Source organism: Flavivirga amylovorans, assembly GCF_030540875.1.
Classification (GTDB): domain Bacteria; phylum Bacteroidota; class Bacteroidia; order Flavobacteriales; family Flavobacteriaceae; genus Flavivirga; species Flavivirga amylovorans.
This window is the reverse complement of sequence record NZ_JAUOEM010000001.1, coordinates 605851-628995: the sequence shown is the minus strand read 5'-3', so window position 1 is coordinate 628995 and position 23145 is coordinate 605851. Positions and strand designations below refer to the sequence as shown.

The window sequence follows — 23145 nt, the reverse complement described above, 5'->3', positions numbered from 1 at the left end:
TCAATAATAATAATAATAATAATACCTACTCTTTCGCTGCTAAGTAACGTTCTGCATCAAGAGCTGCCATACAACCAGTCCCTGCTGCTGTTACTGCTTGTCTATACACATGATCTGCAGCATCACCAGAAACAAAAACACCATCAATATTTGTTTTAGAAGTTCCAGGTTTATTAATAATATATCCCGTTTCATCTAAATCTAAGTAGCCTTTAAAAATATCTGTATTGGGTTTATGACCTATAGCTACAAAAAATCCTGTAGCAGGAATGTCTTGCTTTTCATTAGTTTTATTATTAAAAACCCTAACACCAGTTACTACTTGTCCATCACCTAAAACTTCATCTGTTTCGGTATTAAATAGTATTTCAATGTTTTCAGTATTCTTGACTCTAGCCGCCATAATTTTAGAGGCCCTAAACTCATCACGTCTTACTAACATAGTAACTTTAGTACACAACTTAGATAAATAATGAGCTTCTTCACAAGCTGAGTCACCAGCTCCAACTATAACAACTTCTTGATTTCTATAAAAGAATCCATCACATACTGCACATGCAGATACACCTCCTCCTAATTTTAAATATTTTTGCTCAGAATCCAATCCTAAGTATTTTGCTGAGGCTCCTGTAGAAATTATGACCGTCTCACAGTGAATCTCTTTGGTTTCATTAACCCATACTTTATGAATATCTCCAGAGAAATCAACTTTTGTAACCCAACCGTCACGTACATCCGTTTCAAAACGCTCTGCTTGTTTTTGTAATTCAATCATCATTTCCGGTCCAGTAACACCTTCTGGGTATCCAGGAAAATTCTCAACTTCGTTAGTTGTTGTTAATTGACCTCCAGGCTGTGTTCCTTGATATAGCACAGGAGACATATTAGCTCTAGCTGCATAAATTGCAGCTGTATAACCTGCTGGCCCAGAACCTATAATTAGGCACTTAATTTTTTCTATTGTATCAGACATTGTATTTGTATAATTTAATCAAAACAAAAGTAGAATTTTTGATTCAAAACTTACATAGAAGTTATTAACAGTTATTATAACTCTATATGTAAAATCTATAATGATTTTATATATTAATACAAATAGGACAATGAACTCGTTTAGACCAATTTATTTATTATCTGCTAAAAACATGTTGTGTTAACATTATTTGAGGTTTCGTTAAACCTCCAATTCGCTTTTATAAACTTTAAAGCTGAAGTAATTTGATTTTCTACAGTTTTTGGACTAACACTCATTTCTTTTGCTATTTCTTTAACCGAAAGACCTTCAAAACGGCTTTTAACAAATGTTTCTCTTCTACGCAATGGCATTTCATCTACTAATTCCATGATTCGTTCCATCATAAAATTATAATCAATTTGACTCAAAGTAGATTGATCAAAATCAACCCTTTTATCTTTTGAATCTATATAATTCCGCATTCTGCTCCTTTTTATGAATGTTTTTTTTATTAGGTTAAATGCTATTGTAAAAATATAAGACTTAAAATTATATTCAGGTTTTAAAGAGTTTCTTTTTTCCCAAACTTTAGAGAAAACATCCTGAACCAATCCTTCTGCTTCTGTTGTTGACTTCAAGTACCCTAGAGCAAATCCATACATTTTTTTATTATATCGATTAAATAATGTTTCAAATGCTCGTACTTCTCCCTCCTTCAGGCTTTCAACAAGAGATTTGTCACAACCAGAAATCAGATCTGATTTTTTCATAAAAATTCAATGAATTAAAATAATTATACCAAAACAACATATTTAACTGATATAACAAGTAGACTGGTATTTCAAAATAGGGTAATAATCATTCACCAGCAGTTAAAGACAATAAAAAGTTTCTTTCTTCCAGTAATTTGAATTCTATATACTGTATGGCTAAATGAAAATTGTTATATAAACAAGGAGAAGAATGCGGAATTATATAGCATATTGAATCAATATTTCCCGAATGAAGTAGTACCTAAAAAATTAGTGAATTGGTACACCTCTCTCCAAATGCACTTTGTCGTTATTTTAAGAAACGTACAAGAAAAACATATAAAGAATTTATAAATGAGCTTAAAATAGCTCAAACTCGCAAGTTAATACAAGACAAGAGGTCTCAAAAAGTATCTCTGAGATAGTATTTACCTGTTGATAACAATATGTCTTATTTTATAAGAGTTTTTAAAAAGCTCAAAAATGCAAAACCACTGGAATACAGGAGAAATACTGACGAGGCATTATAAATTGAAAATTCAAGCAACACTAAGAACTAAGCTCTTAGCGTTACCTAAATTCATATATAATTTCTCTTTAAATTGCTAAATTCCTAATTGTAGTCCCATACTAAGCCTATTCAATGACTTAAACTGTCCAAATAGTCTATTTTTATCTCCATAAAACAAATCAGCTCCCAAAAATGCTGTAAGATTATTTAATACTAAATACTCTATTTTTGGCCTTACGAAGCCATCACATTTATTAAGGTTTTGAACACAAATGATGGAGGCTGTTAGTGTTTCGTTCGCAAATCGTCTGTCAACTAAAAAAGAGACATTGGTTTCAGAACCTTGCCGTCCGCTTGCCATTTGATTATTGAAAATATAATCTTCAAAAATCTGGAAACTTAAAGTAGAATTGCTTATTCCTGAATAATCAACCCCAATAACACCCATTATTTGATCACTTTTAAAGATTCCTTCTGAAATATTTGTGTTATCAGATGAAAAGTATTTATCCTTTGAGTAGCCTAATTCTCCTCGTAATGTATAACTACCAAAGGCATTACTAAACGTCCCTCCAAATAAATGATAACGCTTAAATAGTGGTGTTATACTCATTGTATTATTTAATTTATCTACCATTGTTTTGGCAACAGGAAAATTATCGTATTGATATAAATAATTGACTGTGATGTCCCAACCATTTAAAAAAGCTGATAATCTCAAACCATAATCTGCATCCTTTATCGGTTTTTTAGGTTTTTCCATTGGTTTATTAGAAACTGAAACACCTTGTGGTACTGAAGAAAATAAGGCTTTAGGAAAAAAGGGCGCTTTTTGTGTTGGAAAATCGTGATAAGTTATATCTGGTACCCAAATAAATTGAGCTTTCACTTTCGATAATTTAATATCTGCCTTCACCGACCAAAGGGGAATTCTAGAATTATCAAAATTATCCAATAAGAATTCCCTAAAATTCGTAGGGTTTACAATATCCAATATTTTTAACCCATCTGCTTTTCCCCAGACTATTTGTTGTTTCCCAAGTGTTAAGAAATGCTTACCTATTTTCCAATCTACATAAAACTCCCGTAATTCGGCTTCTAATCGATCTCCTATAAAAGCTCTATTTGAAAATTCAGATACCGCATTTTGTGTTGGTATACCAGGCTCAAGATTATCTAAAAGCTCAGTATAAACCCTTCCAATCATTTTTAACCTAAGATTTTTAGATACCAGTATATCTATTTCTGGTCGGATAAAAAACTCTGTTTTTTGTACATCTCCAGATTCAAACTCGACTGCTGTTCTAGCATCAACTAACATTGTAAATCGGGTATCTAAGAGATATTTCTTTTTAGGCTTTGAATCGTTTTGTGCTTTTAATGAAAGGTTGATCATGCACACAAAAAAGTAGGCTATAACATTGTTAAACTTCATTTTTACCTCAATTAACGCCCCTTACTAAAGATTCTTCAGAAAATAAATCGTCATCAACTGGTACTTTATAATCACTATTACCAAAAGTGATTGTTGTTTTATGTCCGTTTTTATGATTTATTGCCTCTAAAGATTGAAATGTCCATATACCTTGTATTCGCTTGATATCTTTTACATAGGTGGACTTAAGTTCATTTCCTGCAATATCCCAGTATTTAGATTGCCTAACCATCCAAATAGACGCATCAATCCATTGGTGTACTTTTTTATAGCCTAATTCTCTTGCAATTTTATCTGTTTTAGGAATTGCTTCAACTAAAATGCATGTATGACCATTAATGTCCGCCTCTTTTATAGAAGTATAGCTATAATCGTCTTGACTCATTTTTGTACCTAGTTTTATATCCTCATAGGTAAAATCTGTTCCTAAAAAATAATCACCCCGATTAGCGGCAGAAATTCTTCTTGTTTTTCTAAGAGCAGGTAAATACAACCATTGGTCATCGTCTTTCATAGCTTCGTGATAATCGTAAGACATAAACGCTGTCCCTTTTACATTGGATGGACTTGAATACAATAAAATGGTTTTTCTCTGATCGTCATAGTCCTTTCGATAGCTTTTGGTATCTCTTATTTGCTTTTTGCCTTTTTTGTTGATCAATGTCATTTTAAGATCTTGTACTAGGTGTTCACCCTCATTACGTTCATTCACTCTTTTTACAACGTCATTTCCTAAAGGAAGCGATTGTGCTAACATAGATACTGGTATAAACAATGCGAAAAGAGTGCTATATATTGATAATTTTATATGTGATTTTTTTAAAATTAAATGCATTTTAATTGGTTTTAACTGGGCTTAAAAACTTAGGCTTAAATGTTTTAATAAGTGCTGGCAAAATAGTAATGCTTGCCAAGAAACTACTGGCGACACATGTTGTAATCAATGCTCCAAAGATGATAAAAGGAGGCAGGCTACTTGTCATATTAATTCCGAAGCCAAGGCAGATAGCTATAACATTGAATAATAAAGCACGGCCTGTTGATGGAAATAAATCTATTAAACCTTCTTCTATGGATAATCCTTTTTTGGTTACTGAGTCTTTAATATGTTGAATAATATGTATAGCAAAATCTACGGCTACACCAATGGCAATAGCCCCAAACATAGTCGTAGCTGTATTTAGGGTGATTCCAGAATATCCCATCACAGCATAAAACATAAAAATGGCAGTGAATACAGGAAAAACGGCATAGAGTCCTGCAATGGCTGATTTAAAACTCAGCGATGTTAAAACCCATACGGCTATTAATGCTATAATTAAACCTAGATAATTACTAAAACCTATACCACCTAACCAATAATAAAAGATGTTCATCCAACCAGCAATCTTTACTTCAACATCTCCATTGGCATATTGAGTGGCAATATGTTGCTTAAGAGGCTCAATGACTTTTTTAGCACTCGTATATTTACCGTCATTAAGGGTAATAGCAATGTTGGCTTTACTGTAATCATAATCAATAAATTTTTCGAGGTCGGCTGGGTCACCACTGGCACTATATAATAGAAACAATTGAGCGACCATATCACCATCATCTGGTATGACATAAGCTTCTTCCTTATTCTCATTTAACGATTTATTCATCTGTTTAATAATATCGACAATCGAAGTAGTACCACCAACATTAGGAAGTGTTTCAATATAGCGTTGAAGTGATTCTATTTTTTTAAGATTCTCTGGTTTGTATAGGCCTTCATCTTCTTTTGCCGAAACCATAACATCAAAAGTGTTAGCTCCGTTCATTTTAGAATTAATCAATCTATCCGCTTTATAAATATCTGTTGCTGGACTAAAATTGTCAATACTGGCCTCATCCACATATACCTTAGAAGCTCCCAAAAACCCAATAATAAAGATCATTACTGTAATCCCTAAAATAAATTTTGGTTTGGCTAAAACGGATCTTCCTATAGCCTCCATGAATCGACCAAATATATCTGTTTTGATTCCTCCTTCTAAGGTTGCTTTTTGATATGCTTTGCTTAATTTTGGTTTTAATAAGATTAAAATAGCTGGTACTAAGAATAGCGATAACAACCAAGCAGCAAGTACGCCTACCGAGGAAAATATGCCAACCATTCGCAATGGAGGAACTGTTGATGTTAAACCCAATGCTAGAAACCCAGCTATATTGGTTAGACTAGTAAATGTCACTGGTCTCCACATTTCTTTCATAGTTATGAGCGTGACTTCCCGTGACGATTTGTTGGGGTATTTAGCTAAAATCTCGTAGTATGCACCAAGAATATGAATGGCATCTGCCACACTAATGGCTATAAGTATAACGGGGATAACGTTAGAGGATAAATACATTGGAACTCCAACAGCTGCCATAACTCCCATGGCTGTTAATACAGATCCAAAAATAACTATGATTGATAAGTATAAACCTCTAAATGTACGGTAAGCTATAATTAAAACGATTAGGATAACTAAAAAGGCTAAAGGTGTCATCTTCTTAGCATCACCATCTATATATTCCGCCTGATGGCTAATAACACCGCCCTCTCCTGCTACATGCACTTGCGCATTTGGTAATTTAACCTCTTTAGATAGTAATTCTTCAGACAGTTTTTTTATATCCTTATAGGCTTGTTTCCCATATTTAATTTTATCTAATAACTCAATTACAATTAAGGAAGTAGTCCCGTCAATACTAACTAAGTTTCCTTTGTATAATGGAAAACTCAATGCGTCTTTTCGAATTTTATCAGCCTCATTTTGCGAGCCTATAATTTCCCCAATAAATGGATCTACAACCATGCCTGTTTCTGTGCCGTAAATATTATTTTCTGTAGAAAGGCTCGTTATTTTTTCGGGGTCAACACCTTCTATTAACTGAACTTCTTCACTTAATTTCTTAATAAAGTTGAGCATTTCGGGAGTAAACACGCCTTCTTTTTCTTCATTAACAACAGCAACTACTATGGGATCTGAAAGCCCAAAGATGTCTCGAACCTCTTCTCTATTTTCTAAAGAATGATGTCCTGCTGGTATATAAGCTTCGATGGTTGTATCTATTACCATTTTAGGCAATTGGCTTGTTACTGCGCCAACTAATAGGATGCAGCTTATAATTATTAACCAAGGGTATTTTATGGCTTTGTTAAAAAACATTTCGGCTTTGCTCATTTTTTTTGTTTCCATTTTTTAATAGTGATTTGTTCATTTTTATTGGATCTATATATCTTAGACAACCTCAGGGTGTATTTTGGACAAAGAATGGGTATATTTTACCCAATTGTATTTCATAGCCCTGCATCCCAAGGGGTTTCTAATGAATGTAAGCTGACCAACCACAGACCTCTACATTCAAGTTATTATCTTAAAACTGGAGGTATGCTTATTCCAATATGTGTCCGCCTGAATGGTTAAGTATGGTTCCCGTCATATAACCTGCCAAATCTGAAGCGGCCAGTACGACCACATTTGCTGTTTCTTTGGTAGATGGAAGCCTTTTTAATGCGGTCTTGTTTTGTTCAATAAACCCTTGCATGTCATCTCTATTCATGCTCATATTTGCTCCCATAGTCGTAAACGTATAATCTATAGTTGGTGAATCTGGCATAGCCTCAGATCGCACACCTATAACCCGGATGCCTTCAGGCCCCCATTCGTTTGCCAAGCTTTTAAGCAAACCTTCTGTAGCTGCATGCGAAGCGGTTAAAGCTGGACTCCATGGTGAACCTACTTTTGCTAATGTGGACGTTATAAAAATAATAACACCACTTTTTTGTTTAGACATTACTGAATATGAAGCTTTAGCTGTTACAAACTGTGAAGCTGTAGTGCTCTTAAGAGGCATCATGAATTGTTCTAAAGAAACATCCATCGCTGGTTTGCCATGATTATAATCTGCTGGATCTGAAGTACTAAGATTAATAACAATATCTACGCTAACGTGCTCTTTTTCAAACCAATTAAAATATTGTTTTACGTCGTCTACATTTAAAGTATCTAATCTTCTTATATCACCTAGATCTGACGTTTCTATACCATCAACATTGATATCTGACATGTATATGTTAGCACCATTTTCTTTTAATGCTTCAGCTACTTTTATACCTGTGGCTCCTTTGGCTCCAAAAATAAGAGCATTTTTGTTTTCTAATAATTGACTTTTCATTTTCTATATTTTTAGTTATTTATATATTCTCGAAAAAAATAATCCTGCTTATTTAACACCTCATAATGTTCTATTATATATAATTTACTCATACTCATTTGAATTTTTAGTAGTATATTTGACCAGTTGCAAAAAACAACCAGACAAATATATACAAAACTAATTGTATTATGCAACTAGTTTCAAAATAAAATTACTAAAATGAAGGATTGTAAATCTCAATGCCCTATAAATCAAGCCTTAGAAGTCTTTGGCGATAAATGGACTTTATTAATTATTAGAGACCTTATGTTTGATGGGAAACGTTATTTCAATGAAATACGCGAATCCGATGAAAAAATAGCGAGCAATATATTAACCAACAGATTGAATAAACTGGAGGATTTAGGTGTAATTATCAAGAGCAAAGATGAGCACCACAAACAAAAAAATGTGTACACGCTTACTAAAAAAGGGATTGATTTAATGCCAGTAATGTTAGAAATTGCTCAATGGAGTACTAAACACAGAGATGTATCTGAAAAAGATAAAAAACATGTCAAAGAGATTGTTGATGGCGGAAAGTCTTTACAAGAAAAAATGAGTACTGCCTTACTTAAAGAATATAAAAAAGTCTCTAAGAAGATATAATTCTTTATTCTTGAAGTTAATTATCCTTTAGGAAACAGAGCCGTATCAAAATAGAATAATTGTTTTGCAATCTTCCCTTGTCTAATTTTAAAAACTTCACAAGTGGGTATACTTACTTGCATTGGTGAAATAACTTTTAAAACAGCTACATGTGTTACGCTATTATCCGTTACCAACATATCTTGGGTTTCAACAGCAAACTCCATTTCGAAGGCCTTTAATTTTTCAAAATAATCTTGTGGGTTAGTGGTTGAGAACATGGGACCATGGTATTCATGATTGTCTGTCATAAATTCTTTTGCTAAGTTAAAATCGCCGACGTTAATCGCTTTAAAAAAGCCTTCTACTACTTTCAATGGTTTTGTCATAACTTTAAATTAATTATATTTGTTACTTGCAAAAAGCAAGTGATGCAAATATACATGATAACTTGCAAAAAACAAGTATTTGATGAAAAAAAATAATAAAAGGTCTGAATGCCCTATAAGTAGGGCTTTAGATATACTTGGTGACAAATGGACACTATTAATAATAAGAGATATTGTTTTTAGAGGTTTGCGTTTCTATAATGAATTCCTAGAAAGCGGTGAAGGTATTGCTACTAATATTTTATCAGATAGATTAAAAATGCTGGAATCTAATGATTTTTTAATTAGCAAAAAATATGAACTCCAAAAAACAAAGAAAGTCTATACCCTTACAGAAAAAGGTATTGGATTAATTCCTATTGTACTGGAAATGCTCGTTTTTGGCTTTAATTTTGATAATACCTTACAAGTTTCAAACCAAGATTCTGACAAAATGAACGCAGTAATTCACAGGATAATGACAGATAAAGATACCTTTCTTAAAGAGATTATCACTTCTGTTAGAAATTTTGATGCTAAAAACTATTGCTAACCAAAAACTAAATGTAACGTCATGAAAGAAGATTAGGTATTGGATGTCGAATATTTCGACCATCAACTATTTCTGTTCTTTTAATAGAAAATGAAATTAATAACAAGAGGTCTGAAAAGTATTTATTTTTACAAGATTTGTGTACGCACTCATTCGGTTTTTAACATGCATTATTATCAATTCTTTTCCAACAGCAATTATTTTCATGGGAGTATATTCAAGGGATCCCGTATTATAATATCAAATGTTCTAAATAACTTTAAAACTCCATCAACTCCGAAATAGTTACCAACAATATTAGGAATCATCGGATTGAAAAGTCGCCAAACTACATTTTCAGAAAATTTCTTTTTCATTTGGGTAAAATCTCTTGCACCCAAATTTTTTAAAAGTGTAATATTTAGGATGTTCACTTATATCATTGCTATTATCAAGTGATAACACGTTTTCATGTCGTGATAATTTCACAACGAATTTTTATTGGATTCTTTTTTATGATTTTATAAGTATTTCATATTTTAAGAAAGTTTATATACCTAAATATTTATGAAAAATTATTAAAATCCATAATTATTCATACGAATAAGGCATTTACATAAAAAATTTAAATATACCCATAGTGTTTTTATATAATCATAGATTAAATTCTATTTACCTATTAGCAATAAAAAGGTAATTTGGACAGTCATCATATTTATCTTCTTTTAACGATTTAAGCAATTTAAAGAAATATAATAATCTCCATCGGAGTCTATATTCATTTCATATTCCATCATATCGTAATATTCACCATTTATATATCTAGATTTTTCACCAGACCATTCATAATTCTCACCAGGAATTTTAGCATAAATATAAACTATGCTGTTATTGGTAGTTAGTCTATTTCCATTTGAAGATAAGTATGTTCTTTCATTACCATCAATATTGTACCAGTATTTCGTTGTCCAACTCTCATCATTATAACGATATCTAACTGCTAATTTTATATCAGAACTACAAGTATTCTTAAAATAAATTTGTTTAGAAGTGCTAGTAGAATTAAGTTCCCAGTTAAAATCACCCAGAAATTTATCAATAGAATATTTCCCCTTTATTAACCGTATAGTAGTCTTAGCTGGAGTTCCACCATCATCTATATTGGTTATACTATATTTACCATTTTCATTAACCGATATATAAAAATTATCTGCATTATACGAAGGGTGTTTAATAGACGTATTGGGGTAAACAGGATTATATCCTGTAAGTCTCATACCATATTGAGTATTCTCAATTTTCATTGTTTGTTCAACCATTTTGGTTTTACCATTACTATAATATCTAACTCTCATTTTTCCAGACCCACTATTATAAATTACCAGAGCGCCTCTGTATTGAGTATAACCAGCTGTAAATTTTATTTCGAACACATCTTGTGCATGGACTCCAATAGAAAATATAATTGTAAAGAAAAAAGCTGTAATTAATCTTATGGTTAATACATTTAAAAAAAATGCATTATTGAGGGCAGGATTATTAATTTTTAGTGACTTCATTTTATGCGGTTTTAATAGTTATTTATATTGGTTTATACTGCTAATTTGAAAATGTCACTTCCCGATTTAAGTAATTTTAAAAAAATCGTTTAATTTTTGGTAAAAAATTATTCAATTCTACATTATATACTAAAAAACAAATCCCCTTAAGTGGTTATAAATTAATTTAGATGATAACTAGAAGAGTGACATTTTTTAAATTTTGCTATTAACTATTAAACACTTAATAATGAAGCAATAAAATGAGTCAGATTACTCAAAAAAAAAAGTTATTATAAGTAACATCCTTTTTTGTTTTAATAACAGTGTAAACTATATTTACTCAACTAACCAAAAGTAATTTTAAATGAATCTCAACCAATATAAATGGAATCCTGATAATGATTTAATTGCTGAAGGAGCATTTGCTGAAGTTTTTAAGGCTAAAGACACAAATACCAACAACAGGTATGTAGCACTTAAAATTTATAAAGAAGCTGTTTCTAAAGGGTCTTCTGTTAGCACAGGATTAAAAAAATATAGTTTAGAAAAAGAATTTCAAAACGTAGATGGTTTATCACATTCAAATATCATTACCTATTTTGGTTTAGATTACTTAAAGCATGAAGATGTTATGGGGCGCTCAATTAGCCATGCGGTATTAATTATGGAATATGCTACTGAAGGTACACTAGCAAATTTTATGCAAACCCACCCAGAAAACAACCTATTAGATAAAATAATTAAGGATATTCTTAACGGAGTTAGTTATTTGCATACTGAAGGGATAATACATAGAGATTTAAAACCTGGTAATATACTTATCACTAAGAACAGGAAAGGTTTTCCTATTGCTAAGATTACAGATTTTGGTATAAGTCGAGATGTATTTTCGGATAACTTATTACAGCATTCCATGACTGAAGGTGTTGGTACCCCTCATTACATGGCTCCTGAGCAAATTTACAAGAAACGTTTTGGCATAGATGGAGAAATAACTAACCGAACGGACATTTGGGCTATTGGAGTTATTATTTACCGTATGTTAACAGGTAAGTTACCTTTTGGAAACAACAGCAAAGATTATGAATTGGTAAAAGATGCTATTGTGAATGATACTCCAGATTATTCAAAAGTACCTAGTTCATATGTTGATATGCTTAAAGCTTGTTTTCAAAAAGAAGCAGCAAAAAGACCAAAAAAAGTTGATGACCTTTTGTTATTAATAAAAGAACTGGATGAAAAAACTAAAATAGTAAAACCACAAAAAAAAGAAATTATTGATGAAACAATAATATTAAATCAGCAACAAAATTCCGTAAAGAGTTTTAAAAAAAACCCTTCTGAAAATAAAAACCAACTCCGCAAATGGGAAAAAATTATCTTATGGGTTTTTGGAATTATAAATTTACTGGCAAGTTTAGGTACATTTATAGTTGGATTTGGTAACTACGAGTTTTTCATAATATCCCTCTATCCTATTTGTATAACGCTTTTGTTTTTTTTAATATTAAAATCTAAAGAGAATGCCATAGCTAAAGTTATATGCTATGGTATATTATTGTATGGTAATATACTTCTAACATTAGGAATAATTGAATCTTTTCCAGAGAAATCCAGTGATTGGTTTATATGGTATTTTTTTAAAATCTTGTTTTGGTCTGTAGAAATCATTTTTCCTTTTTGGCTACTACTTCGAAAAAGGAATTTAAAAACCATTTTCCTAAACAAGCCTCTTAATGTATACTTTTTACTTTTTGCTTTAATTCTGTTTTGCTTTTCTTTTTTATTAACAATTTATAATGATTATAATGGTTTTGATACCATACACTTAATTAAATTTAGTGATGGTAGGTTTCTTACCTTAATACCAAATGTTTTTTTTACAATGGCAATTTTTTTGTTTTTATTTAAAAAGCATAAAGATTTCTTGAAATTTGTAATAATTCTTTTTATTTGTAGCATTTTCATAGCATCATCATGGTGGATGTTTCTTAGTTCTGGCAATGGTTATTCTAGTTGGTTACATAATGCTCTAGACATAAGCGGAACTTTACACATAAATAAGCTAAAATCAGGCTACTATGTTTGGTTATTATCAATAATTCTAGGGTTTTCAATAATTACTTATGATGCTTTAAAAAACGCTGCACTAAAAAAATATTACATTTCAGGTTTTTTGTTTATTTTTTTGGTTTTGGGAGGTCGTTTTTCGTACAACTTTTCAAAATCAAAAAATGGCTACAATATCGAACAAGCAATTGAAAACATAGACTATGCCCTACTCGATAAAACTATGGATGCCATTGGTACTTTTGATTTTAATTCTTATCCTAATATTATGTCTGATATACTTTCCAAGTATTCAGATGAAAATGCTTCAAATCAAGAGAAAATTGCTACAAAGTTAATTGACGCTGGTTGGGAAGGCAAAGATGAAGACGGCTATTTATCACTAAAAGAAGCTATTGATACTAAAGATCTCAATATTTTAGAGCGTATTTTAAATACTGAAGCTGTAAATTTTATTAATGATACTGTTAAGGGTGGAAATAGTATGTTGTACTATGCTAAAAATTTAAATAATGAAAAAATCAAAAATCTTTTAGTTAATAAAGGAGCAAAACATATAATTAAGGATTTCGAGTATTATGATGATTTTTCGGATGAGACATCTACATCCAGATTTAAAGAGTCTAGTAGTGATAACCGTACGTGGAAATATATTTTTGAAAGTTTACAACTTAAAGTTATTAATGACAATTATAGTTATTGGAAGGGTGATGATTTTGAGATAGACACTTATAAATACACCGTTGAAACTGATATTATTATTAGTGAATCTCAAACACATACTGGGTTGTACTTTGATTATGATGGTACAAATGGTCATGTATTTAATATTGCAAACAACTATGTTGAATTACATTTGTTTAAAGACAAAAAGTGGAAAGAGTTAAAAAGGATAAACGTCTCCCCAAAAAAAACCAACAATACCTTAAAAGTTGTTAAAGAAGGTAACTACATATCATGCTATCTAAATAATCAATTGGTTATTTATAATTTTAGAATATCACCTATTGAAGGTAGTTGGGCAGGAGTTGTTGTTACATATTCTGAAAAACCTAATACTATTGTATCTTTTGATAATTTTAGGGTAACTGGAACGCAAACCAGATAAAATTATTTATAAAGTAAATTACTTACTTCTTAAAAACTCCTTTATGGGATTTTATTATAACTACTGACACGTCATTATGAATAATATATCCATTTGATTTACAATTAAATAACCACAAATAGTGTTTTATAATTATTTCAAACTACATAGTACTGTTTTGCATTATAACAATTTAATTTAACGTTAGTTATATAGATAATCAAACACTTAAAAGGTTTTAAAAAAGAAATCACGTCATTCCAACGAGGAACGAGGAGCCTGCCGGCCAATGTCATTAAGTTAAGACTGTGGTGTCAGTCTGAGCGCAGTCGAAGACATTTAAACTACTTGCTTTCAATAGCGTTTCGACTGCGCTCAACGTGACAAAATAAAATAAATTCCTTTAACTTAATGACATTGGCAGGCAGGGAATCTCATTATGATGAGATGTCTCGAAAGTTTATCCTAAAGGAGCGCAGTCGAAGGGCTCATGCTTCACTCCGTCATGACAAATAGCTGTATTTCATTGGATTACACAAGATGTTTTTAACATAGAAACTCAGGTTAATTTAATACTTCTACAACAATTGGAGAAATCATTTCAACTTATAAGACCTATTTCCCTCTATAAAAAGTTCTTTAATGTCAACAGGTATAGAAACGGTAGTCTTTATATTATTAAACCGTTCTTTAATATCTACTTTCCTTTTATAAATGCCTTTATAAGTTATGACAAAACCTCCAATACCTATTTCCCCCTCTAATGTATACTGTATACTTATAATGTAGCTCCTTTTTCTAAAAAATAATTAGTAATACTCATGTTTTTGTTTATTTTATTGGTAATAGAACACTTAGGTATTGTTAAAGAATAGTTTTTAATTAGCTAAGTATACATTTTTTATAAAAGAATCTCTTTCTCTAAAAATTCGAGTTTTATTATTTTTTAAAATATCCATTTTTGTTAGTTGAGTTGATGCTTGATTATTAGAATTTAGTTCGTACAGATTATTTTCTATTTTTAAAAAATAGGTGATTTCATTTTCTTGCTCTAGTGAAAATACATAGGCTTTAGAATAATCTAAATTCCCGGATAGAACAAGTCGACTATCTTCTTTAATAAATTTATAATTAGGAGATGAATTATCATCATTAATAAGTACTTCCAGGTTTGTTAAGGGGTTTGAGGTTTCAATAATACTCCTGACATTAACATTAATTTGTTCATCTATCTTTTTCTTTATACTGTAACTTTGCGAAACTTTAACCAGGTTATTTTTTGAATTATTCTGATTAATTTTATAATAGTTGTTTTTATATTTTAACACATAAGTTCCAGTAGATGTTTTTAAAACTTGTAACTGTAAAGCAGGCAATAAAGGATCACCAAACAGTGCTAGTGTTTTACCATCAAAACTATATTGTAACTGTTGTGGGTATATAATTCTCCTAATCTTGTCTTTATTTAATTTCTGTATGCCACCAATTGATAATTGCGAATTATCTTCATAAAGTAAATTTTTACCTTGATCTCGTTTTTCTATGATTTCCTTCTCAGTATTATTCTCTTCTACCAATACCTCATTACTTTTCTTTATAATAGAATCTTTAGATTTTTGTATACCTGTTGTGTCAGTGCCTACTATATTAGGGCCATTCTTAACTGGATCTAATCCTTGATTATCATTATTAAATAGAATGTAAGCACCTAAAAAAACGGAAGCAGCAATACTAAGTTTTACAAATAATTTAATTACTTTGCCTTTATCTGTTTTGGGTAGATTTTCATTTTTATATTCTTCATAATATGTATTTAGCCTTTCTTTTAAAGAATCCTCGCCTTTTCTTTCTATGCCAGCATAAATCATTCTATACAGTTCTACCTCTTTTATAAAATTTGGGTCTTTTAATACTTGAGTGTTAAAAAACTCTAATTCTTCTGCATCAAGATTTTGATTAAGATACTTATCTATCAAATCTATATTTTTCAATTCTTCCTCCATAACTTATCTTAACTGTTGGATAATACCATTATTCATACCTCCTCTTAAACGCTGGAGGCATCTCAATTTTTGCTGTCTTGCAGAATGAGCATTTTTATAGTTGTATTTTGACGCTATATCTTTCATACTCACTTGCAGATAAATTGAAGCTTCTAATAAAGATTTACAAGGCTCGCCTAACTTATTTAATTGCTCTGTAATGTATCCTATAAGCTTCTCATTTGAGCCATCTTCCATGGGTTTCTCATATACTCCTTTATCAAATTTCATAAAATCTTCAGTGGTTTGCTCTTTACTCTTTCTGCGGTTTAATTCATTTAACCATTGTCTTTGACATATTGAAAATAAATATGTACTAATCTTTGATTTATACTCATAATCTCCTGACATTACTTTTTTGTAGAAAACAAGTATTGCATTTTGAAAAAGATCTTCGGCATCCTCTCCATTACCATTATTTTTATTTATCCAAGATTTTATCATTTTTTGATGGCGGTATAAATGTTTTAACCCACTTTCATCACCATTTTTTAATCTTTCAATAATTTCTTTGTCCTTCATTCAAAAATTCCAGTTAATATTTTTAATTTGAATTTGATTTTATCTTCAACGGGTATATTAAATTCATATCCATTAACTATGATAACAGCTTTACCCTTTATATCAAACTCTATCTCTTTCTTTACAAACCATGACATATCTGCATTTTTCAATAAGTTGAGATTATTTACAGTAATTGTAATAGGTATTGAGGTAGTCTTATGAGCTTTTTGCAAAAATGATTGTTGTAATTGCCATTTAGCAACTTGAGAAGAGGCATTATAAAACGTGAGCTCCAGCCGCTCTACTTTATAATCAAAAGGCAAATTGTTATTAGCCTGAACATTAATGTTAAAACTCGATTCATTTAATGTTGGTATTTTATCAACACTTACACCTTTAACTTTAAAATTTTCAGAATTGTTGAACCTATTATTTAGTTCTGATTTAATGATGTTTTTTGTATCCAAAAAAATGGTTTCTTTTCCTTTAACAGAAAACGTTTTTAACATGACCTTAATCTTACTATTACTTTCCATATAAAACTCAGAAGAATCAGATTCTAGCAGAATGGGATAAAATTTGCTAAGTTGCTTTAAATTGAGTTCAAACTTTATAGGGACAGAAATAGTGTCTTTAGGTGAAAGTAAAACGGTCTGATTTAAATATCCTTTTCCTACTACTTTATCCTGAAAGTAAATCTTCAAATTAGCTTGTTCTAATTTAGATTTTACAGCGTTTGAATTAAAAACAACATAATTCATTTTAACGTTAATAACAGAATCTTTAATACTTTCTACCTCAACATTCTCTATTGCAACAAAATCTGGCTTTTTCCCGCAAGATGATAGCGCTATAATGATAATCAAATATGTAACTAATTTTTTCATGATTAACAACTGTTATAAACTATCTTTTCTCTTTAAAGAATAATATATTAAAACATATGCCAGAATACTAATGCATGCAATTACTAGTAAGTTAGCTTGAAAACTATTAAATATAGAGCCTATTAATTTTCCGTCATCTATTAACTTTTCATTATACAAATCAAGGCTGGTTAATGCGTTTACGGAAGTACAATTACAACCATCGATTATTTGATTATCACTTACAACCTGATTAACAGGAACTAATATGCTACCACTAGCTTCATCAGTTTCAAAAGCTTTATCTTGAATCCTGGCAAAACCTTCAGTTCCCCACCTTCCTAAAGTTGTAAAACTCAAAATCTCTACAAGAACATTATCAATTTTAGTCATGACTCCTGCAAGCATTATTTGTGGCATCAAAGTAATTGGTACTACTGTCATTACTTTTTCTGTTGAAGAAAAATAAGCAGATAAAAACAACCCTATTAGCGTAGCAGAAAATGATATATAAAACATAAAAAGTACGTTTGATATATAAGGTTTAAGAAAAATATCCTCAAATTCTGCAACAGGGTTTGCTTGAAAATTATAATAGATTATACTTACAAACACTAACGTCTGTATTAGTGCGATTACAGATAAAACTAAACATTTTGAAATAATGTAAGCGTTAATTTTAAGATTAAACATCCGCTCTCTTTTGTAAACATTTATTTCTCCAACAATTTCTTTTGCTGCATTACTTACACCAAACCAAATGGCAGATATGGTCATTAAAAACAACACACCAATTCTAAACTGATTAAATACTAAACAAACTAAACCTGCAATAATTAAAGGTTGAGCCAATAATAGAATAAGGTTTTGTTTATCATTTAATTTTATTCTAAAATATCTAATACACATCCAATATAATTGTATAAAAAAAGAATCAGCTTTATCTTTTTTAATTTCTGGCGGAGCAATTGAAGTTTGCTCTAAATTTTTTATTGGCTTTTTATAGAAACGAACTACATCTAAAGGGTTGCTCATTTTACTATATACTTCTACAATATTATTTACATTAAAATTAGAGACTAGACGTCCAGCTGCTCCTTTATATGTTAAATGCCCTTGAACACCAAGAAAAACAACCTCATCAACATAGTTTAAATCTTCTGGTTTATGAGTAACCATAATAATGGTTGTACCCTCTTTTGTTAATGATTTTAAACTTTTTAAGAAACCTTCTATTGTTTCTGGGTCTAGAGGAGAAGTAGGTTCATCAAGAAAAAGAATGGTTGGTTCTGTTAAAAGTTCAACTGCAATAGAAATTCGCTTCCTTTGTCCACCAGATAAATCGTCTACCTTTATATCTCTAATATTCTTTTTCTCATCCTGCTCAAGGTTAAGGTTCTTTATTACTTTAGTTATTCTTTTGTTTATTTCATCATCTGTAGTATCATCAGGCAACCTAAGCTTTGCAGCGTAATATAAAGTTTTATAAACCGTAAGCTCTTTATGAATTATATCATCCTGAGGTACATAACCAATCTTCTTTTTTATTAAATTAAAATTCTTATTTAATGATAATCCATGAATAAAAACTTCTCCTGCACTTGCTGGGTTTTCTCCGTTTAGACATTTAAGTAGTGTACTTTTTCCGCAACCCGAAGGTCCCATAAGGGCAATAAAAGAGGATTTTTTAATGTTAATTGATAAAGGTTGTAAACCTACTTTTCCATTCGAATATACTTTTTCTATTGACAGTGCAGAAATTGAATGCTTTTCTTTTTTTAGATCTTTAAGTCCCTCTATAAGGTTTATAGAATAGAATGAAATAGTAATGACATCATTATCTCCAAACTTTGTCTTATTTTTAATTTCATTACCATTAAGGTACGTTTTATTTTTAGAGCTTAAATCTTCAATGAAATATTGATTGTTCTCATAGCTTAATTTGGCATGCTGTCTTGAAACAGTAGGGTCATCAATCACAATATCATTACTTACCAATCTACCAATGCTAAGAACTTTATTTTTTTTTATTTTTTCTTTAAGTTTTGAAATTTCATTTTCTGGTATTTGATTATGAACTTTTGGAGGTTGTTCTAAGGCTTTATTTCCACCTAGAGCAATCATTAGGCTTTTAGAACCTATGTTTATTTTATCATTTTCACTTATTTCTATTAACACATTAGGAACGATCTTTTCACCATTTATATATATACCATTTAAACTCTCTGTGTCTTTAATATAAGTTTTGATGCCATCAAATTCAATAACACCATGCTTTCTTGAAACAGAAGAATCATCGATTTCAACAATTGCATCATGACCTTTACGACCAATCGTATATTCCTTTTCTGGATATAATTTAATTTTCTTACCGTTATGAATTAGGAAAAACGCCTCCATAATTATTCAGCTATATATTTATTGATGCAATTCTTTCTATGCTCGGCAAACGGATGTGTAGATGATATTTTTTTTAAAATACTTTTGTCATCGTATTTCTCCATTTTTTTAAAAAAATCTGCAAAACGAGTAGAGTCAAACCCTGCTTTATAAGCAAGCATAACACCATACTTATCGGCCTCATATTCATCTATCTGATCAAAAGGAGCTGAGAACTTTGTATTGAGACTAACAACGACATTTTTAAGAGTATCTAGATTCATTTGACTTAATACGTTAGAAGGTATCATTAATTTTGTTATCTTTCTTTGTGTATGCAAATTGATTTCGTGACCAATCTCATGACCAATTATAAATGCCAATTCATCATAGCTTTCAACAAATTCTATTAAACCTGTTGTTATATATATAAATCCTCCATAAGTAGTGAAAGCATTAATTATTTCAGAATCAATAATATTTAGTTTAAATACTTTTTTATCGCGTGGTTCCATTTGTGCTGTTAGCCTCTTAATTACATTATTTATATCGCTTTCTGCCCAATGATTATCCAATACTTTATTAGACTCAATAATTTTCTCATATATTTCTTTTCCTATTTCATTTGTATTAAGATTAGCAAAAGGCAAAGCCGCATCCAACGATTTATTCTCAAACGTCTTCATAACATACAAGGGACCATCAAGTATATGTCCACAATCATTTAGACCTTCAACTTCATTTAAACTTATACTATACTTACCTATTAAATCTTCTATATTAATATTTCCTATTTGTTGACCTAAACAATTAAATGTGATTAACATTATGAAAAAATTTAAAAAACTATATTTCATTTTTACTTATTTAAAATTGTTAATTACTTGTACGTTGAGATAGCACTTTCTATATTTATAAAAAGTAACATGCCTATCATTATATAAAGATTTAATTGTTATCTGTAATAAACTTTTCGTGCCTACTTCTGTACTGGACTTTTGCTATAGCTTCAACTTTTTTTGATTTTCGTACTAATGAAATAGTTTTTCCGCTCTTATCAGTCTTTTTAGTGGAAGTTGTAGTTTCAATACCACCTGTAACTGCTATTTCAGTCTTTTTTACAGAGGTTTTTTTATTAAGATCTCCATTTATTTCCAAGCTTAATTGCTGAGCCTCCTTATAACAATTAGATTCTGGGTCAATTTCTTCTAAAACTTCCAAAGCACTATGATTATTATTGTTCTTTATAGCATTTTTGGCCCTTATTATATTTTCTTCACATGTGGCATTCATATACCCCAAATAAGCTTCATTAAGTTTACTCTGTATTTTATTATAACAACCGCTTCCAGTACTTTTAGGTACTGCATATAAAAGTGCAATTGCCTCTCTAAATCTTTTTTGTTGCATTAAGCTATTTGCTTCCGAGTTAATTTGATTACAATTTGATGTATAGTAATCCATAATTTCTGTCTTTGTTTTAGCCAAAAAAGATTCAATTTCATTACCACTTGTTTTTATTTTAGAAATACTTTTGTCTATTGCTCGACGTTTAGTTGTTCCCTGGGCTTGAATTTTTTGAGTTAAGGAACCATATATCCTACCTGTTTGTATTTCTTTTATGAACATACTAAATTCAATATCTAAAACAGTAAGGTTTTGTAATCCTTCTACTAGGGTTTCGTTGTAAATCTCATATTTAGGAAAAAGAACAAAATAACTATCTCCTGCAATACCATGATTAGTAACCATAGTATACAATTTCCTTTGAATTTTTTCTTTTTGGGTTAGACTCAACTCTTCCATTCCAGTATTTGTCAAAATAACCGATAGATTTATATTGTTTTCTTGAGACAAACATTTTAGGGAAACCCCAATAAACATTAGTAAAATAAATATGTTTTTCATGATGTATATTTTATAAAATTTTAACAAAAATTGATCCCGTACTATTTATTAATTTAGCAGGTAAATCTAGCTGAATGAAAAATCTGTCTAGCTTGCGCTCAATATCTGTTGTAGATTGTCTTTTTCCCGTTTTAGGATCACATTTTGAAAACCGAAAATCTTCAACAATCAATTTATTTTCAGTAGAAATCGTTATTTTGTAACCATCTCTAAGAGCATTTTCTTTTAGCCAATCTTCAATAACGTATTTAAGTCTATCCTTTTTAGACGGAACTATATAATTCATGTCCTTTTCAGAATTATTTTCAATGCCAAAATCTATTTTTAAAGATTGACCTCCAGTAGCAATTTTAGCCCAATCATTATACATATTATTTAAAAACTCATCAGCACATGGAATACTGGCTTTTGTATTACCCTTTAATGCAAGGTCAGTAAGCATCCCTATATCTGTAATACGCATAATTCTAGACTCACAAATACTACTGCCCATATTTTTCCCAGTTGCAGTTACATTGGCTTCAAGAACAATACGAACTAAGTTACCATAATCAGCCTCTACATACATAAGATCTATCTCCATGACAATATCAGCTGGTATATTCTTTAATACCGCATCTTTTACGTCGTTTTTGGTTTGACTATCAGTAATTACCCCATCCCTTATCAGCGCTTTTAACTTAGTTTCAAAATCATAAGTTTGATAATCATGGTTTTCATTTAGATATTCTGTTAATTTAGAGATACCTATACGAATTTCGGGTCTTTCATCTATAATCGTCCTTAAGTCTTCACCCGCTTTTGTTCTAGGCAATACCATTATACTGGGCTGAATAACGTTTAAATCCTCATCACACTGAGCATAAGAACTATTGATTCCAAAAGGAAATAAAAGTAACGTTACAATTGCTATTCTTAATAAGTTTCTTAGCTGTTTCATATTCCAAATTTTTGCATTAAGTTATTATTTTGAAGATCTTTTCTTAAAGCTCGCATATTAATGATTAAATTAACAGTTGCCGTAACTCCAGCACCCTTTTTATTTATGAAGTCGGTTGAATTGGTAATAAACGTTTGCATTCTGCCATTGTAAAAATCATTTAGGTACTTTTTATGTTTTTTATAAGCCTCTGCCTCATTAAGGCTTATTAAAGGCTTTTTATATGGGGAATTAGGTATACCTCTAAAAAACAGGTTTTGAAATGCCAGTTTTTGGGCATTATAAATAGCTTCTTCCTTATTGGAACCTACCTCAATGCTACTTAATCTTAATGTTTCAAAATCATTATTTGAAACATATTTAACTTTTGCAGATGTAAATTCGGCATGTTTAGAACCACCACAAGCTATAAGTACTAATACAAAAAATATAAATAAAATTTTCACTAGAGTTTTCAT

At 30.4% G+C, this 23145-nt stretch carries 20 protein-coding genes; 3 read left to right on the top strand and 17 right to left on the bottom strand.

The genetic code is table 11. The annotated features are described in order from the left end of the window. Positions 1–25: 25 nt before the first annotated feature. From trxB to Q4Q39_RS02460, 6 genes are all read right to left on the bottom strand, one after another. Positions 26–973: a thioredoxin-disulfide reductase gene (gene trxB, locus Q4Q39_RS02485; protein WP_303280783.1), complete on the bottom strand. Its 948-nt coding sequence runs from the start codon at positions 971–973 to the stop codon at positions 26–28. A 164-nt stretch (positions 974–1137) separates the two neighbouring features. Beyond that, a complete protein-coding gene (locus Q4Q39_RS02480; protein WP_303280782.1) occupies positions 1138–1725 on the bottom strand; it encodes an RNA polymerase sigma-70 factor in 588 nt (195 codons plus the stop codon). Positions 1726–2312: 587 nt separating this feature from the next. Continuing rightward, entirely contained in the window at positions 2313–3653 is a 1341-nt protein-coding gene (locus Q4Q39_RS02475; RefSeq protein ID WP_303280781.1) for a DUF1302 family protein, read from the bottom strand. Positions 3654–3660: 7 nt separating this feature from the next. After that, positions 3661–4488, bottom strand: a complete 828-nt coding sequence (locus Q4Q39_RS02470) for an outer membrane lipoprotein-sorting protein (protein ID WP_303280780.1) — start codon at positions 4486–4488, stop codon at positions 3661–3663. Position 4489: 1 nt separating this feature from the next. Further along, positions 4490–6862 (bottom strand): efflux RND transporter permease subunit, encoded by a 2373-nt coding sequence (locus tag Q4Q39_RS02465; RefSeq protein ID WP_303280779.1) that lies wholly within the window; start codon positions 6860–6862, stop codon positions 4490–4492. A 196-nt stretch (positions 6863–7058) separates the two neighbouring features. Next, positions 7059–7841, bottom strand: coding sequence for an SDR family NAD(P)-dependent oxidoreductase (locus tag Q4Q39_RS02460; RefSeq protein WP_303280778.1), 783 nt, complete (start codon positions 7839–7841; stop codon positions 7059–7061). Between the two features lie 201 nt (positions 7842–8042). On the opposite strand from Q4Q39_RS02460, the gene Q4Q39_RS02455 reads away from it, so the two are divergent. Further along, positions 8043–8471: a winged helix-turn-helix transcriptional regulator gene (locus Q4Q39_RS02455; protein WP_303280777.1), complete on the top strand. Its 429-nt coding sequence runs from the start codon at positions 8043–8045 to the stop codon at positions 8469–8471. A gap of 20 nt (positions 8472–8491) precedes the next feature. On the opposite strand, the gene Q4Q39_RS02450 is transcribed toward Q4Q39_RS02455, so the two are convergent. Next, on the bottom strand, positions 8492–8839 hold the full coding sequence (locus Q4Q39_RS02450) for a nuclear transport factor 2 family protein (protein WP_303280776.1): 348 nt from the start codon (positions 8837–8839) through the stop codon (positions 8492–8494). Between the two features lie 82 nt (positions 8840–8921). On the opposite strand from Q4Q39_RS02450, the gene Q4Q39_RS02445 reads away from it, so the two are divergent. Next, the gene (locus Q4Q39_RS02445) at positions 8922–9371 is read left to right on the top strand and encodes a winged helix-turn-helix transcriptional regulator (protein WP_303280775.1); all 450 of its coding nucleotides are present in this window, start codon (positions 8922–8924) and stop codon (positions 9369–9371) included. Between the two features lie 203 nt (positions 9372–9574). Here the strand turns inward: Q4Q39_RS02445 and Q4Q39_RS02440 are convergent, their stop codons facing one another. Continuing rightward, a complete protein-coding gene (locus Q4Q39_RS02440; protein WP_303280774.1) occupies positions 9575–9727 on the bottom strand; it encodes a hypothetical protein in 153 nt (50 codons plus the stop codon). A gap of 348 nt (positions 9728–10075) precedes the next feature. After that, positions 10076–10909 carry a hypothetical protein gene (locus Q4Q39_RS02435; protein WP_303280773.1) on the bottom strand — a complete coding sequence of 278 codons (834 nt, stop codon included), beginning with the start codon at positions 10907–10909 and terminating at the stop codon, positions 10076–10078. A 346-nt stretch (positions 10910–11255) separates the two neighbouring features. Here Q4Q39_RS02435 and Q4Q39_RS02430 point away from each other — a divergent pair, with 346 nt between their 5' ends. Further along, the gene (locus Q4Q39_RS02430) at positions 11256–14069 is read left to right on the top strand and encodes a serine/threonine-protein kinase (RefSeq protein ID WP_303280772.1); all 2814 of its coding nucleotides are present in this window, start codon (positions 11256–11258) and stop codon (positions 14067–14069) included. A gap of 857 nt (positions 14070–14926) precedes the next feature. Here Q4Q39_RS02430 and Q4Q39_RS02425 read toward each other — a convergent pair. From Q4Q39_RS02425 to Q4Q39_RS02390, 8 genes are all read right to left on the bottom strand, one after another. Continuing rightward, on the bottom strand, positions 14927–16051 hold the full coding sequence (locus Q4Q39_RS02425) for a hypothetical protein (RefSeq protein ID WP_303280771.1): 1125 nt from the start codon (positions 16049–16051) through the stop codon (positions 14927–14929). A 3-nt stretch (positions 16052–16054) separates the two neighbouring features. After that, the gene (locus Q4Q39_RS02420; protein WP_303280770.1) at positions 16055–16612 is read right to left on the bottom strand and encodes an RNA polymerase sigma factor; all 558 of its coding nucleotides are present in this window, start codon (positions 16610–16612) and stop codon (positions 16055–16057) included. Next, positions 16609–17481, bottom strand: coding sequence for an LEA/WHy family protein (locus tag Q4Q39_RS02415; protein ID WP_303280769.1), 873 nt, complete (start codon positions 17479–17481; stop codon positions 16609–16611). The genes Q4Q39_RS02420 and Q4Q39_RS02415 overlap by 4 nt, the downstream gene beginning before the upstream one ends. A gap of 12 nt (positions 17482–17493) precedes the next feature. After that, complete coding sequence (locus Q4Q39_RS02410) at positions 17494–19860, bottom strand: FHA domain-containing protein (protein WP_303280768.1); 2367 nt, start codon at positions 19858–19860, stop codon at positions 17494–17496. A 2-nt stretch (positions 19861–19862) separates the two neighbouring features. Then, on the bottom strand, positions 19863–20666 hold the full coding sequence (locus tag Q4Q39_RS02405) for a M48 family metallopeptidase (protein ID WP_303280767.1): 804 nt from the start codon (positions 20664–20666) through the stop codon (positions 19863–19865). A gap of 121 nt (positions 20667–20787) precedes the next feature. After that, the gene (locus Q4Q39_RS02400; RefSeq protein ID WP_303280766.1) at positions 20788–21747 is read right to left on the bottom strand and encodes a hypothetical protein; all 960 of its coding nucleotides are present in this window, start codon (positions 21745–21747) and stop codon (positions 20788–20790) included. A 10-nt stretch (positions 21748–21757) separates the two neighbouring features. Next, positions 21758–22687, bottom strand: a complete 930-nt coding sequence (locus Q4Q39_RS02395) for a DUF6175 family protein (RefSeq protein ID WP_303280765.1) — start codon at positions 22685–22687, stop codon at positions 21758–21760. Then, entirely contained in the window at positions 22684–23145 is a 462-nt protein-coding gene (locus tag Q4Q39_RS02390; RefSeq protein WP_303280764.1) for a hypothetical protein, read from the bottom strand. Before Q4Q39_RS02390 ends, Q4Q39_RS02395 begins: the two co-directional genes overlap by 4 nt.

Bases quoted from the DNA above. Each gene is read 5' to 3' on its own strand.
- Q4Q39_RS02420 (WP_303280770.1), bottom strand. From the start codon at position 16,612: ATGAAGGACAAAGAAATTATTGAAAGATTAAAAAATGGTGATGAAAGT.
- Q4Q39_RS02470 (WP_303280780.1), bottom strand. From the start codon at position 4,488: ATGCATTTAATTTTAAAAAAATCACATATAAAATTATCAATATATAGC.
- Q4Q39_RS02430 (WP_303280772.1), top strand. From the start codon at position 11,256: ATGAATCTCAACCAATATAAATGGAATCCTGATAATGATTTAATTGCT.
- Q4Q39_RS02475 (WP_303280781.1), bottom strand. From the start codon at position 3,653: ATGAAGTTTAACAATGTTATAGCCTACTTTTTTGTGTGCATGATCAAC.
- Q4Q39_RS02465 (WP_303280779.1), bottom strand. From the start codon at position 6,862: ATGGAAACAAAAAAAATGAGCAAAGCCGAAATGTTTTTTAACAAAGCC.
- Q4Q39_RS02480 (WP_303280782.1), bottom strand. From the start codon at position 1,725: ATGAAAAAATCAGATCTGATTTCTGGTTGTGACAAATCTCTTGTTGAA.
- Q4Q39_RS02435 (WP_303280773.1), bottom strand. From the start codon at position 10,909: ATGAAGTCACTAAAAATTAATAATCCTGCCCTCAATAATGCATTTTTT.
- Q4Q39_RS02415 (WP_303280769.1), bottom strand. From the start codon at position 17,481: ATGAAAAAATTAGTTACATATTTGATTATCATTATAGCGCTATCATCT.
- Q4Q39_RS02455 (WP_303280777.1), top strand. From the start codon at position 8,043: ATGAAGGATTGTAAATCTCAATGCCCTATAAATCAAGCCTTAGAAGTC.
- Q4Q39_RS02425 (WP_303280771.1), bottom strand. From the start codon at position 16,051: ATGGAGGAAGAATTGAAAAATATAGATTTGATAGATAAGTATCTTAAT.
- Q4Q39_RS02410 (WP_303280768.1), bottom strand. From the start codon at position 19,860: ATGGAGGCGTTTTTCCTAATTCATAACGGTAAGAAAATTAAATTATAT.
- Q4Q39_RS02400 (WP_303280766.1), bottom strand. From the start codon at position 21,747: ATGAAAAACATATTTATTTTACTAATGTTTATTGGGGTTTCCCTAAAA.
- Q4Q39_RS02450 (WP_303280776.1), bottom strand. From the start codon at position 8,839: ATGACAAAACCATTGAAAGTAGTAGAAGGCTTTTTTAAAGCGATTAAC.
- Q4Q39_RS02445 (WP_303280775.1), top strand. From the start codon at position 8,922: ATGAAAAAAAATAATAAAAGGTCTGAATGCCCTATAAGTAGGGCTTTA.
- Q4Q39_RS02405 (WP_303280767.1), bottom strand. From the start codon at position 20,666: ATGTTAATCACATTTAATTGTTTAGGTCAACAAATAGGAAATATTAAT.
- Q4Q39_RS02395 (WP_303280765.1), bottom strand. From the start codon at position 22,687: ATGAAACAGCTAAGAAACTTATTAAGAATAGCAATTGTAACGTTACTT.
- Q4Q39_RS02390 (WP_303280764.1), bottom strand. From the start codon at position 23,145: ATGAAAACTCTAGTGAAAATTTTATTTATATTTTTTGTATTAGTACTT.
- Q4Q39_RS02460 (WP_303280778.1), bottom strand. From the start codon at position 7,841: ATGAAAAGTCAATTATTAGAAAACAAAAATGCTCTTATTTTTGGAGCC.
- Q4Q39_RS02440 (WP_303280774.1), bottom strand. From the start codon at position 9,727: ATGAAAAAGAAATTTTCTGAAAATGTAGTTTGGCGACTTTTCAATCCG.
- trxB (WP_303280783.1), bottom strand. From the start codon at position 973: ATGTCTGATACAATAGAAAAAATTAAGTGCCTAATTATAGGTTCTGGG.